Genomic DNA, 13,437 nt, shown 5'->3' on the forward strand with positions numbered 1-13,437 from the left:
GAAGATGGCAGGAGACGAAACATGGATAAGTCGGCCGAGAGCTATGTCATAGACGATCAGGACGCGGGACTGTTTCGGGTTAATCGGCGGGCGTTTACCGATCCGGAGTGTCTTGCGGATGAGCGGCGGCGGGTGTTCGACAAGTGCTGGATATATGTAGGTCACGAGTCGGAGGTGTCGCACGCCGGTGACTATCGATCGCGCAACGTGGCGGGACGGCCGATGATCCTGGTGCGCGGCGACGACAGCGTCGTGCGAGTGCTGTTGAATACGTGTACGCATCGCGGGTCGCTGGTATGTCGCCAAAAATCCGGCAACGCGAAGACTTTCCAGTGTCCCTATCACGCCTGGACCTTTAACTCGCGCGGCCAACTGGTAGGAGTTCCGGGCGAAGATTCCTATAGCGAGGCGTTCAAGCGCGACGACATGGCTTTAGTCGCACCGCCGCAAGTGGATAACTATCGCGGATTTATTTTCGCCTGCTTCGATCCCGCAGCGGACAGCCTTTATGACTACCTGGCCGGCGCGCGCGAATACCTGGACCTGGTCGCCGATCAGTCTGAACTAGGCATGAAGATCGTCTCCGGCCAGCAGGCCTATAGCGCTCGCGCTAACTGGAAGCTGCTGGTCGAGAACAGTTATGATGGCTATCATGGCCTGCCGACGCATCAGCGCTACTTCGGTTTTCTAAGCGACATAGGCGTCGAGTTGAAAGGACGCGACGTAGCGACACCGTCGTATCAGAAGGCCGTCGATCTCGGTAACGGTCACGCTGTGGTCGAATACGAGAGCGCGTGGGGGCGGCCGATTGCGCACTGGGTCGCGCCGTTCGGGGAGCATCGCAAGGCGCACTTCGCGGAAGTACGGCGCCGCTTCGACGCGCGTTTCGGTGCTGAGCGCGCGCGGCGGATTTGTGAGACCAGCCGCAACCTCGGCATTTTTCCGAATCTCGTGATCAATGACATCATGGCGATCACGGTGCGCACCTTCTACCCGGTTTCGCCCGACTACATGGAGGTCAACGCGTGGGCGTTGGCGCCGGCCGACGAAAGCGCCGAGGACTCCGCGCTGCGGCTCGACAACTTTCTGACTTTTCTCGGCCCGGGAGGATTCGCAACACCGGACGACGTCGAGATGCTCGAGTCGTGTCAGCGCGGCTTTGCCAATCGTGAGGTTGGCTGGTCGGATATCTCACGCGGGATGAAGCGCGAGCATCCGTCGATCACCGACGAACTACAGATGCGCGCGTTTTGGCGTCGATGGAATCAGCTGATGACCGAGCCTCGACTGAAGCGCGCAAGGAAAGCGGCATGAGCAGCATCGAACTACCGAGCCGCCAGGAAGTGGAGGACCTCCTATATAAGGAGGCGGCGCTGCTCGACGAGTGGCGGCTGGACGAGTGGCTGGAACTTCTCACCGAAGATGCGGTGTACGAGATACCACCTACAGACGTTCCCGAAGGTGATTCGCGAAATACGTTGTTCATCATCGCGGACGATGCGGTGCGAATCAGATCGCGCGTCAAGCAACTACTGGGCAAGGCGGCGTGGTCGGAAAATCCGCGATCGCGCACGAGGCGGATGATAACCAATGTGCGGGTCGTCGGCGCCGACGGCGATAGCGTTCTGGTGACGGCAAACTTTGCGGTGCATAGGATGCGCTACGAGTCGGTCGATACTTACATAGGCCACTACGACTACAAACTCGTCCGTCCTGGCAAAGATCTGAAAATCCGCGAGCGAAGAGCTATACTCGATAACGAGGCGCTGCGCCCGCACGGCAAGATCAGCTTCATTCTCTGATTAACCTGTCCGCGAGCACGTTGGAGGGACGCGATGGATGTCATCGACATGCATAACCACTTCATCGCGCCCGAGATAATCGATTTTCTGGCGCGCGAAGGAAAGCATTTCGCGACGAAGATTGTCGAGAGCGAGGGCCGGCGGTTTTTCCTGATCCACGAAAAAGCGATGCGGCCGATTGACGGCCCGATCTCGAACGCGCACTCGCGCATCGCGGACATGGAGCGCGAAGGTGTCTCGACGCAGGCAGTATCTTGCGTGCCGTTCCTGATGTATCCGGACGTCGAGGCTGCTCGCGGCCTTGCGATCGCGCAGGTTAACAACGACGCGATGGTGGCTCTGGGAGCGCGCGACCGCGATCACTTCGTGCCGTTGGCGAGCGTTCCGATGCAGGATCCGGCGGCGGCCGCGAGGGAACTGGAACGCGCCGCGAAGCTGGGACTTCGCGGAGTCGAGATTCCGCCGAAAGTCGTCGAACGTCAGCTCGACGAGCCGGGTTTCGAAATTTTCTGGGAGGCGGCCGAGGCGCTGCGGATGGTCGTTTGCATTCATCCGTTCGAAGCCGCGCCGACTGGAGCGCTTGCCAGGTATTTTCTGGGCAACCTGGTCGGCAACCTTTACGACACAGGCCTGGCCGCCGCGCTGTTGATTTACGGCGGCGTACTCGAGCGCCATCCGAAGCTGCGAGTCGTTCTCTATCACGCCGGCGGTGCATTGCCCGCACTGGTGGGACGACTCGACATGGGATACCGGCTGGTGCCGGAGTGTCGCGAGGCGATTCCGCGGCCGCCGTCGAGCTACGCAAATCAGTTCTACTTCGATATAATCGCTCACAGTCGCGGAATGCTGGGACATCTCGTGAAGACCTACGGCGCTGACAGATTCGTCGTCGGAACTGACTACCCTTTACCTGCGGGCCTTGCACATCCGGTGGAGGAAGTTAGAGCGCTCGGCCTGGAGCCGGAGGACGAGGGCAAAATACTTGGAGCTACCGCGCGGCAACTGTTGCGGCTATGACGAGTCCCGTTGTAAGACTCAGGCAGCATTAGAACGTGAGGTGAAGGACCAATGTCGAGCAAGCCGCAGATGCTGGAAGGCTACCGAGTTCTGGATTTCACGCAATTCGTCGCGGGACCAACCTGCACGCGGCTGCTCGGCGAGATGGGCGCCGAAATAATCAAGCTCGAACTCGCGCCGTTTGGCGACCGCGTCCGGGCCGACGGGCTCAAGTCGCTCGCGCCGGAATTCAAGGGCTCGAGTCATAGCACCTACTACCTGCAGCACAACCATTCAAAGTTGAGCTTTGCGATAGATCTGAAGAGGCCCGGCGCCCGCGAGATCGTAATGTCGATGATTCCGCAGGTTGATGTCGTGGTTGAGAACTTCGCGCCGCGTGTGATCGATCGGCTAGGATTCGCTTATAAGGACGTCAAGGCAGTCAATCCGAAAATCATCATGTGCTCGATTTCGATGGCTGGGCAGACCGGGCCGCTGTCGGTCAAGGCCGGCTACGACTTTATAGGTCAAGCCTATGCCGGGGTTACCGACGGCATAGGACAGGTTGATGGACCGCCGGCGCTGACGACGATGGCTATAGGTGATGTTTCTACCGGTGTCGCGGCGGCGATGGCTATAGGCTTCGCGCTGCTGCATCGCGAGCGCACGGGAGAAGGCCAGTACCTGGACGCGTCGCTGCTGGATACCTACTTCCACATGCATGAGAAGACCGTGCCGATCGTGTCGTTGCGCGGCGACAAATTTCGACCGACGCGCAGCGGTTCGCTGCATCCGGACGGCGGCACTACCGGCATTTTTCATTTCCGGGGCGACCAATACGTTCAAATCACTTCGACGCCGCATCAATGGCCGCAGTTCGTGCGCGCGATGGGGATGCCTGAACTGGCGACCGACCCGCGATTCAAAGATGCGCGCGGGCGCCGCGACAACAAGGAACAACTTCGAGACGTGATCGAAAATTGGCTCAGCAAATTTCCGAGCCGCGACGACGCCATCGCGGCGCTCGATGCCGAACGCGTGCCGTGCGCGCCGGTGCTGACCGTCAACGAAGCCGTAAAGCATCCGCATCTCAACGAGCGCAAGACTGTTCGCTGGATCAAGGATCCGCTGCTTGGCACGGTCGCGATTCCAGCAGTGCCGGTGAAGTTTTCCGCATGGCCGGATAAGACGGAAGTGCGCTCCGCGCGGCTCGGTGAGGACAACGAGAGAGTATTGAGCGAACTACTCAAGATGCCCGCGGATAAGATTCAACAGCTCTATGCGGAGGGAATCCTGGTCCGCGATCCAACGCTCGAAAGCAAGTCATAGGATCTCGCGCGCCGTCAATGCACCGATCACCGGGACTTGCATAGGTCTTCATTGTTTCCTTGACCTGTGTAGTTGAGAATTCCGGTCTGAAAAATACGGTTCAGGCCTCAACTGATCGCTGAGTCCCGGCCAGGTGACTGAGCTCCGATAGGCCAGCACAATCCAATCCACATGGCTGGATATAGAAACCTCTCTCCCGGACTGACAATTCCTTCGAACTGCAGATAGCCTAGCGGAAGACAGCGTCGACGAATGCCAACAGAACGCGGGCTTTGGTCGCCGCGCCCAGCGCGCCCGCAAATGCCGCCATCTCGTCCAAAGCGTCACTTGCATCCACGCCGTCGGCGGGCGTCGCCGAAATAATTGCGAGTCGTTCCTCGACAGCCTGCATGTGCAGCGCAAGCTCCTCGGCAAGGTTGGCGGGAAACTCGAGCTGACGCTCACGGCAATAGTCAGACACGACACGGTCGACGTCGATCAGGGAGGGAATTGCCGCGGTATGAAACTGGCAGTGCGCCTCGATGATATCGCGGAGCGTTGCGAATCGGAAAGGCTCACGCTGCGCAGCCGCGGCCAGGATCGCTGCAATCCGGAGAGCCAAATCGAAGTAGCGATCGCTGGCGGCAAAAAAGTCTTCGACCTCATGCGCCTTAAGGAAATCGGAAACCGTCCCCTGCCTGCCGTAAACCCCGGTCGAAACTGTCAATCCCGAATACCGCAAAATAATTTCGCCGTCGCTGCCGCGCCGCCGAGCCAGAGGATACGTTCGGCAGATCTGCGGCCGGTCAGAATACACCGTACAACCATCCGCACCGAGCATGACGCAGGAAGTGTCCTGGCGATTGCGCAGAACGATTCCGCCCTCGGTCAGATAGCGCGCGATGAATTCCGTGGTGGTCAGATTCCGATTGCGCGAGAGCCTCAAAAGCTCGTACGGATCCAGCGAGATGTGAGCGTCGTGACAGCAGGACATGCATCGATTGCAGGCGTAGGAAAATTGGCTGTCACGGTCGAGTTGAGGTAAATCGCCCATTCGGAGTTACCTCCGGCGGATGTTGCGCGCTGTGATAATAGTAGGGCCAAGCATTAAACGCATCAGCAATGAGAGTCTGACTGGCGGACTCGACGCGACCGCAGGCACGTCAGATGCTGTCGCAATGGATGCTTGTACGGCTAGCGACTGCCTGCGACGAGCCATCATAAAGTCTAGAAGCGGCGTAAAACACACTTGCCCAACTTGCAATAGAGGGGTCTTTCGGTCTATACAGTCGGTGGGCCATTTATAACGAAAATCGGTCTTAGTGGAGATTGTTGCTTGCATAAATCAAATATTGCCGCTGTTTTCATGGCTTCTCTTTGGCTCGGGCTCTCGACCGCCGCTTTCTGTTCCGACGTAACCGGCGAAGTGGCCGGACCCAATGGCCCAGTTGCGGGAGCTCAGGTTACCCTGACGGACGCGTCCGGAGCTGTAGTTGGCCAAGGGACTACCAACGACGCGGGCAGATACTGCATTAGGGGAGTAAATCCGGGTGACTACAAGACGGTGGTCAATCCTCCTGCGGGCGCAGGCTTTCAACCGGGAGCAACAACCCGCGACGTACCGGACCAGGGTCTGACTGAAGACTGGTCATTGTCACCAGCCACGGCCGCGTCTTCCTCGGCAAATACACCGGGCGTTTGCGAGGCGGCGTGGTATGCTGGCGGAGCAGCAATCGGGACGGCCGCGCTGCTGGTCGCGACGGGGGCAGGCCTTGGAGCGTGCGCAGGTGCGGGATGTTTCGACGGTCCGAACAACGGTGGTCCGCCGCCCGTCAGTACCCCGACCAAATAGAGCGGTTTCTGGTTACGTTTCCTGGTTGGTCTGCCGGTCAGGCCGCAAACAGGCAATGGTATCCTACAAATTTCGGACGCCGGTGGTGGGATAAGAGCTCTCTGGCCTCAGCGGTCTTCGGAAGAGGCCTGATCGCGTCTTTGCGGTTCCCGTCGAACCCTGAATGACGCATGCCCAAGTCGGCGACTGCGCCCTGATCAAGGACAGACCCGCTACGCCCGTCAGACTGGCCGAGCCTCCTCGACGACGGGCGGCGTGCGAGGCCTCCGAAGACACTTCGGGCAAGTGCTTTAACTCGCTGCCTCTTCGGAACCAAGTTCCTCTCGCTCGGCCACCGCGCAACGCGTCTACCTAGTTACAAGCTGTGTCAAAGCCAACGCTAAAGCATGGCGCACCAGGACATCGCATATCGCGGTAGTCAGGGATTTCGTCGCCCGGAATTGTTTTTGCCAATTCTCTGAAGTGCGAGAGCGAAGAACATTTTTCCACCGAACCGCCGGTGGCCGTATAGAAGAGAAAGTACCATCCTGCTGGCAGACTGGCGCTGCTGCGCTTCTCCTCGACGCAACCGGAACCCGGTATTTGTTCTGAGGCTGGCACGGGAAACGGAAAGTCACTCGGGTAGGCAAACCCATTCCCGGTAATTCGGCAACCGTATTTGGTGTACCCAAGATGACATGCGAACGGATGTGAATAGAGCACACTTCCGAGCGTGTCGGCGCAAAAGGCATCATTGTAATAAGGGCCAACTGAATACATAGGTCCTCCATTGGGCGGAGTAATATTGAAATACCACTGTAACCCTCCAGTTACTGAGGGGGGATTTTCTACAGGAGCCGGTCCTGCACTGGGCTTGATAGAGATTGAGACACTTTCCCAATCGGTGTTGGAACTATCGCTGCTTAGCGAGGCAACTTGTGGGTCTGTTGGGAAAAGTGACCTAAGCAGGTAGTCGCCATCACCGATACCAAACTGGTCGTGAGACGCATATTGAACATTCAAGCTTCCTTCACTGAACTTGCTGAGGGAACCGCCGTTGTTACTCGCGCATATCATCAGTAGCATGTCCGTCGGAGTTGTCGGCGTCACACTGGGAAACGTGCAAATGTTGCTGGAGACGCCGTGATTCGTAGCACTCACCACGACCGAAGCAGGATCTGCATTGACGTAAGCATCGGTGTCCCAGTTAACAGAGTCATTGCCGGTCCAGGAAAGGGGTATGTCAACAGTGTCATCTCCAGTCTGCCACACCTTGTCGAATACCGCGAGCTGGAAATAGTCCGCGTTAGTCGAGTTTACCATTGTAAAGCCAATGGGAGGTGTAATTGTGGTCGACTTTTTGGCACTCAACACTTCAAGGAAGACAAGGTCATCATTTCGTACCCCCGAACCTATCGAAAAGGTTGTCGAAGTCACAAGAGTGTCAGTATGACCCACCGCCGTTCCATTGTTTTCACGGCCGATAGTAGCGTAGTCCGTAGGTCTTGCGATCCCTGTAGAAGTGATTTCCGCTGCGTCGGCTGTAAAGAACCATTCTAGGTTGGCTATGGAAACGTCGAGTAGACAGAATAGGACAATTGCCGCGATAGTGTGTTTTTGAATCAAGGTACTTCTCCAACGAGCAGGCTTTTGCGTATCTGTGCTCTGCTAACTTCAATCCAATTTGCGTGCCGCGTCAGAAGGCGTTTTTAAACCTTAAGACCGACCCTCCGGCGACTGCTTGCGGTATCCAACGGCGAGTCTAGGAGACCAATCACGTCTTAGGCAGTAAGACTCAGGAAACGCCGCGACAAGCGATTGGCGTTAGAATCGCCTTTGCAACGACACTTACTTGCCGGCCCTTAGCCGAGCTTATCCAGGCATGACGTAGAAGCTGCGACAAAACGCTGGCAGAACTTGGTTCTGAGGCACTTACGACCTTAAGTAATTCTCAGACAGTAACTGTCGTAACATCGGGAATAATGGGAACCGCTGACAGTTTCTGCCAGCGAGGAACTTGGTCGTCACGAAATAGAGCGATTAAGACGCGCGTTACATAGCTTAACAAATTGTCTGATTCTGTACGCTCGTTGTTGACATACTGAAGTTTGTGTTCTCCTGGGCACCTGTTTTGAACCGCGCCATAGCGTCTCTAGCAGCTAAGTATGAGACAGTACTCGAACGTGACCAAAGGCAGGGATGCTTTGCGGGGGCGTTTGTTCTGACCGTGTTTCTGACCGGATCGAGTCGAGGATGGGGGAATTATTTCTGAAGATGGGGATCGGCGGCCACAGAAAGCGCGTGTCGGAGTTACTTATGACGAACGCGAAGATACTTCCGTCAGCACAGCAGCTTGAGCTGTTCGGAACGAATGGCATGCTGGCGTTGATCCATGATGCGATCGGTCACCTTATTACTCCAGTCCACAGCCTTCCCGCCGTCCTACCTGCTTTGATGCAAATCGTTAGCTCGTTGGTTGATCAACAAACGGTGTTGAAAGAAATGTTGAGCATTCAGAAAGATGCGGTATTGGTGCGCTTCGTTGCTAATAGGCTTGAGGGGATGCCCTCGCTCTCGCACTCCGTTTTGGATCGCGACCTACGCTTTGTCTCCGTCAATAAATCCTATCAGCGTTTATTTGAATTCAGTCCGGCGCAATTCCATAAACGGCCACTTAACGAGCTCGTTCATTCTGAGGATATTCCCCGCTTTAATAAAGTCATTCGATTGCTGTTAAGTGGCGGGGGCCACGCATGCGAGCTCATTGAATGGCGAGCTACGGGTAGCGGCCGCTTCGTGCTTACCAAAGATAGTTTTTGGGGGATTGGTTCGAACCGAGTTCGTGGGCCCGAATACATCTCTACCGTGTCCGAGAGACTCACCGACGAAGATGAGGCTTCGACACTCGTCGAGGGCGCCATATTCCGCACTCGTGATGGTTTCAGGAAGCAAGGAACAACCTGCCGGCGGCCGACTCTTGTCGCACCTTTAGGAAAGCAAGATGACAGCGAATCAAATACTTGATGGGCGTGAATCGAACAACGCTAGCGGATCCAAATAGATTGCTCGTTTCGTTTCTCGTTTGATCTGGCTGTCGGGCTCGGCGGGAGCGCAATAGGCGCGCGCGGGGTGAGCACCCTACAATCGATCACGTCCGAAGAGCACGATCAACGCCGCTCATGACCCCGCTTTGCCGGTCTATCGCAAATTCGTGTGCGGCAACGGCGATACCCGGCAAGTGACGACGAACTTGAAATCTAAGGCAGGCGCGGGAGCACCTTGTCGGTGAAGAGAGTGAACGACTCGTGGCTCAAAGGTGCGCATAGCAGATAGTCGAGGAACATTTCTTCTCGCAAGCGTATCAACTGATCTGTCACCGCTTCTGGAGTGCCGTACACGATCACGCCGTTGAGGTAGCGGTCGGCGGGGTCCGCGTGGACCGCGGCCAGATTCGGGTCGCTCGCCTTCAGCTTCGATGAATCGTCGTTCTGCGGATGTGCATACGAGCCGACGACCCATCGCGCGCCGCGGCGCGCGACATCTTCCGCCTCGCGGTGGGTGTTCGCGATCGCGACAAACCGCGCGACAGGAATTTCGCGTCCCGCAATCGACCAGCCGGCGGCCTCGAGTCCGGCGCGATAGAGCTCGCGCTTGCGCGCTATTTCCCGGTGCGACGCGTGCGGATCCATCATGATTGTGAAGCCCTTCGCCGCCGCCCGTCTTATCGCTTCTTCCGAAGAAGCTGCCAGCCAGACCGGAGGATGTGGCTTCTGCCGCGGCTTGGGCAGGACCTCGACGTTGACAAAATTGTAGTAGCGCCCTTGGTGAGTCAGACGCTCATTGGTCCACGCTTTCAGCACGATTTCGACTGACTCGTGGAAACGCTCGGCGCTTTCTTCCGGGGTAACCCCGAATGCCCGGAACTCAGTTCGGTCGAAGCCACGTCCCGCGCCCCAGTTCACGCGGCCGCCCGAAAAGATGTCGAGCAGTGCGACCTCTTCGGCCAGCCGCAACGGATGATAAAAGGCGGCGAGCGAGACCGCCGTTCCGATCCGCAATCGCCGCGTGCGAGCGGCGACCTGCAGACCCATCATGTGCACAGACGGGCATACGCTGAACGAATGGAAGTGATGTTCGGCGAGCCACACCGCGTCGTAGCCGGAGCTTTCCATTATTTCGATTCGCTGTAGCGCGCGCTCGTAGACCGTCTCGATCGCGACGCGCCGCTCTGGCCAGCTGAAGAATTGAAGAACGCCTGCTTTCATCGCCTGGTGCTATCCACCTATGCATCCGCCGACTGGCGACCAATAGCATGGCGATCTGCCGTTTGCCCATTCCTGCAAGCGAAATCAAAAACGTTTTGAGGTGATCAGTCGAGTTCAAAGGAGGTCGCGTATTCGTGCCTGGCGGCGGAATCCTGGCGCGCTTTCTCCAGAAAGCAATTGCCGATTGCCAACGAATCGATCGCGGTTCCCATGAAGCATCGCCACGCGTCTTCCGGTGTGCACACGATCGGCTCGCCGCGCACGTTGAAGCTGGTATTGACGAGGACCGGGCATCCTGTGCGCTGGCTGAAGGCGCGGAGCAACGCATGGTAGCGTGGGTTGGTCTCGCGATGCACCGTCTGAATACGCGCCGAATAGTCTATGTGCGTAACCGCGGGAATCTCCGACCTCACGGTGTTCAGCCGCTCTATCCCGAATAGCGATAGCTCTTCACTAGTGAGTGCCCGCTGGCGGTCCTTCTTCACGTCAGCGACCAACAGCATGTATGGACTGTCGTGATCGAGGTCGAACCAGCTCTGCACCTCCTCCCGCAGGACCGATGGGGCGAAGGGCCGGAAAGACTCGCGGAATTTTACTTTCAGATTCAGCGTTCGCTGAGCGGTTGGACTCCGCGGGTCGGCCAGGATCGAACGAGCGCCGAGTGCGCGCTGCCCAAATTCCATCCGTCCCTGGAACCAGCCCAGAGCCTTGCCGGCAGCGAGTGCATCCGCGCTCGCGTTCAGGAGCGTCTCGTCGTCGCAGACCTCGAACCGCGCGCCTGCCGCGGCTAGCCTGCTCTCGATCTCCTGCTGCGAGAACGAAGGTCCCAGATACGATCCATTCATCAGATCCTGACCCTCAATACTTCGCGGCTGGCCGAGGAACTGATGATAACCAGCGAGCGCGGCGCCGAGCGCACCACCGGCATCACCCGCGGCGGGTTGAATCCAGATATTTCTGAACCGACGTTCGCGCCAGACCTTGCCATTGGCAACGCAATTGAGCGCCACGCCTCCGGCAAGACAGAGATTGCTGAGTCCGGTTTCGGCGGCGAGCGCGCGCGTAAGCCTCAGAATCACTTCCTCGGTCACCGACTGTATCGACGCCGCCAAATCCATGTCACGCTGCGTGATCGAAGATTCAGGTTTTCGCGCCGGCCCGCCGAACAGATGTTCGAACTTCGAGTTGGTCATCCGCAGTCCCACGCAATAGTCAAAGTAGCTGAGATCCAGCCGGAATGATCCGTCAGCTTTCAAATCAATCAGATTATCAAGGATCAGATCGCGAAAGCGTGGCGAGCCGTAGGGGGCCAGGCCCATCAACTTGTACTCGCCCGAATTGACCTTGAAACCCGCGTAGTGCGTGAATGCGGAGTAGAGCAGGCCGAGCGAATGCGGAAAGTGAATCTCCTTAGTCATTTCGAGCCGGTTGCCGTTTCCAATGCTGGCCGAAGTAGTTGCCCATTCGCCCACCCCGTCGAGGGTCAGGATCACCGCCTGGTTGAAGGGTGACCCGAAGAACGCCGACGCCGCGTGGCTTTGATGATGCTCGGCAAATAGCAAGCGGTCGCCCAAGTCGATTCCGCCATTCAATTCCGCGAGCGCGCGACGCAGCATGCGCTTCTGAAAAAGCTTTTCGCGCAACCAGAGCGGCATCGCGGTGCGAAACGATTTGAATCCTCGGGGCGCGAATGCCAGGTAGGTTTCAAGGAGGCGTTCAAACTTCAGAAATGGCTTGTCATAGAAGGCTATGTAGTCAATCTCGCTCAGCGAGTGCCTCGAATGACTGAGACAGAACTCGATCGCCAGCCGCGGGAACCGCGAGTCGTGCTTTCTGCGCGTGAAGCGCTCTTCCTGCGCCGCGCACAGAATTCGGCCGTCCTCGATCAGCGCCGCGGCGCTGTCGTGGTAGAACGCGGAGATGCCGAGCACTCGCATGTGCGCTCAGAACAAGGTGTAGATAAATGGCGCGATAGCGCTGCCTTGCGTCATCACGACGAGCGCTCCCACGATCGCGAACACGAGGATCATGGGGAGGAGCCAGAATTTCTTGCGCGCACGCATGAACCGCCAGAGTTCGGCTACAAAATCCATATCAGATACCTAAAACTGATCTTTCATCGACTCGGGCCGAGGGCCAGGAGGATTGCGCGGTATCCAGTAAGTGACCGACCCGCGTTCCCACTTTAGCCGTAAGGCGTCTCGGTTCAGCAGGCGCATTATGAGTCCAAAAGGGACGACGGTCGAACAAAATAGAATCGCCATCACGATAGGACTGCTGAGCCTTTGCAACAATCGTCCAAACCTCTGCCACAACTGATTCAGCGGTCCAAGCACAGTTGGTCTGACCAGGCCGAAGACGAGGAACACCGCGGCGAGAGTCACCGCCCATACTCGAATCGGCCCACCCTTTATCACGGGAGCCAATGCCACTACGCTCCAGAAGACGCTGAATGCAAGGCCGAAGACGCGATCGGATGAGCGCCGCAGGTCGTCGCCGTGCTCAATACGCTCGGGGAAGTTGAAGTCGTTCGAAATCTTCATCGGGAGTGCTTTGCGTACGCCAACGGCTCGCCAATCTGCTCCCATAGATAGGTTGCGATAGCCTTGTCGGTCGCCGGCGACGGATGTCGATCGTCCTGAGTCAGCGGACCGTTCTCCAGATCGCTCCCCGGAAATACTGAAGATAGCGCGATTACGTCAAACTGATTCGCCCTCAAGGTCTTCATCATTGTTTTCGCGAGCTCATTCTGATCCCATAGGACGATGACGAAGCGAGTCCCGTTACTCTCCAGCAAAGTTCGAGTCCTCTTCAGCACTGCCAGAAACAGCGGAATGTCGGAGGGTCGTGATAGCGTCGAGAAGTGAGTTTCGAAAAACTTCACTGTCCAGCTCCTGTCGAGCCAATGGCGATATACCTCGTAGTCGACGCTATGAAATGATCCTGAGTAACATGCTTCATCACCTCGGCATAGGTCGTACTTTGGGCCATCTTCCCACGGCGCCCTCCCAGCGACCCGGCGCAGGTGATCCGGTATTGCTTCATAGATCGCCAGATCGGGTGTGCCCGCTACCCGGCGAACAAAACCGGTTTCAATCTGCCTGAGCATCTGATGCGGTCCCCAGCCGTCGCCCGCGAAATTAAACCCCTCGAAACTGCCTTTCGCGTCCTGAACAAAGTAATAGGGCAGCGTCTGATCGTCCTCGACCCCGTGACCAAACATAAAGGAACAACC

The 13,437-nt window shown here is 57.5% G+C and carries 13 protein-coding genes; 6 read left to right on the forward strand and 7 right to left on the reverse strand.

From position 1 onward, the window contains the following. Window positions 1–21 precede the first annotated feature (21 nt). From VIW95_RS04560 to VIW95_RS04575, 4 genes are read left to right on the forward strand one after another with little or no spacing between them, the layout of a single operon-like run. On the forward strand, window positions 22–1,314 hold the full coding sequence (locus VIW95_RS04560; RefSeq protein WP_331584234.1) for an aromatic ring-hydroxylating dioxygenase subunit alpha: 1,293 nt from the start codon (window positions 22–24) through the stop codon (window positions 1,312–1,314). After that, on the forward strand, window positions 1,311–1,802 hold the full coding sequence (locus VIW95_RS04565; protein WP_331584235.1) for an aromatic-ring-hydroxylating dioxygenase subunit beta: 492 nt from the start codon (window positions 1,311–1,313) through the stop codon (window positions 1,800–1,802). The genes VIW95_RS04560 and VIW95_RS04565 overlap by 4 nt, the downstream gene beginning before the upstream one ends. Window positions 1,803–1,835: 33 nt before the next feature. Continuing rightward, window positions 1,836–2,819: an amidohydrolase family protein gene (locus tag VIW95_RS04570; RefSeq protein WP_331584236.1), complete on the forward strand. Its 984-nt coding sequence runs from the start codon at window positions 1,836–1,838 to the stop codon at window positions 2,817–2,819. 51 nt (window positions 2,820–2,870) lie between these two features. Continuing rightward, window positions 2,871–4,127 (forward strand): CoA transferase, encoded by a 1,257-nt coding sequence (locus VIW95_RS04575; RefSeq protein ID WP_331584237.1) that lies wholly within the window; start codon window positions 2,871–2,873, stop codon window positions 4,125–4,127. Window positions 4,128–4,356: 229 nt separating this feature from the next. Here VIW95_RS04575 and VIW95_RS04580 read toward each other — a convergent pair whose 3' ends face one another. Continuing rightward, on the reverse strand, window positions 4,357–5,160 hold the full coding sequence (locus VIW95_RS04580; RefSeq protein ID WP_331584238.1) for a YkgJ family cysteine cluster protein: 804 nt from the start codon (window positions 5,158–5,160) through the stop codon (window positions 4,357–4,359). A gap of 312 nt (window positions 5,161–5,472) precedes the next feature. On the opposite strand from VIW95_RS04580, the gene VIW95_RS04585 reads away from it, so the two are divergent. After that, window positions 5,473–5,958, forward strand: coding sequence for a carboxypeptidase-like regulatory domain-containing protein (locus VIW95_RS04585; RefSeq protein WP_331584239.1), 486 nt, complete (start codon window positions 5,473–5,475; stop codon window positions 5,956–5,958). 351 nt (window positions 5,959–6,309) lie between these two features. Here VIW95_RS04585 and VIW95_RS04590 read toward each other — a convergent pair whose 3' ends face one another. After that, entirely contained in the window at window positions 6,310–7,563 is a 1,254-nt protein-coding gene (locus tag VIW95_RS04590) for a hypothetical protein (RefSeq protein WP_331584240.1), read from the reverse strand. A 690-nt stretch (window positions 7,564–8,253) separates the two neighbouring features. Between VIW95_RS04590 and VIW95_RS04595 the strand changes: the two genes are divergently transcribed. Next, window positions 8,254–8,961 (forward strand): PAS domain-containing protein, encoded by a 708-nt coding sequence (locus VIW95_RS04595; protein WP_331584241.1) that lies wholly within the window; start codon window positions 8,254–8,256, stop codon window positions 8,959–8,961. 233 nt (window positions 8,962–9,194) lie between these two features. On the opposite strand, the gene VIW95_RS04600 is transcribed toward VIW95_RS04595, so the two are convergent. The 5 genes from VIW95_RS04600 to VIW95_RS04620 form a co-directional block, all read right to left on the reverse strand. Then, the gene (locus VIW95_RS04600) at window positions 9,195–10,202 is read right to left on the reverse strand and encodes an LLM class flavin-dependent oxidoreductase (RefSeq protein ID WP_331584242.1); all 1,008 of its coding nucleotides are present in this window, start codon (window positions 10,200–10,202) and stop codon (window positions 9,195–9,197) included. 104 nt (window positions 10,203–10,306) lie between these two features. Further along, window positions 10,307–12,139 carry a carbamoyltransferase gene (locus tag VIW95_RS04605; protein WP_349259290.1) on the reverse strand — a complete coding sequence of 611 codons (1,833 nt, stop codon included), beginning with the start codon at window positions 12,137–12,139 and terminating at the stop codon, window positions 10,307–10,309. Window positions 12,140–12,145: 6 nt separating this feature from the next. Further along, window positions 12,146–12,295 (reverse strand): DUF5989 family protein, encoded by a 150-nt coding sequence (locus VIW95_RS04610; protein ID WP_331584244.1) that lies wholly within the window; start codon window positions 12,293–12,295, stop codon window positions 12,146–12,148. Between the two features lie 9 nt (window positions 12,296–12,304). Beyond that, entirely contained in the window at window positions 12,305–12,745 is a 441-nt protein-coding gene (locus VIW95_RS04615; protein WP_331584245.1) for an SxtJ family membrane protein, read from the reverse strand. Further along, window positions 12,742–13,437: hypothetical protein (locus tag VIW95_RS04620; protein ID WP_331584246.1), on the reverse strand; the 696-nt coding region annotated here is incomplete at its 5' end. The genes VIW95_RS04615 and VIW95_RS04620, both read right to left, overlap by 4 nt.

The organism is Binatus sp. (SeqCode) (assembly GCF_036522015.1).
In the GTDB taxonomy this organism is placed as follows: domain Bacteria; phylum Desulfobacterota; class Binatia; order Binatales; family Binataceae; genus Binatus.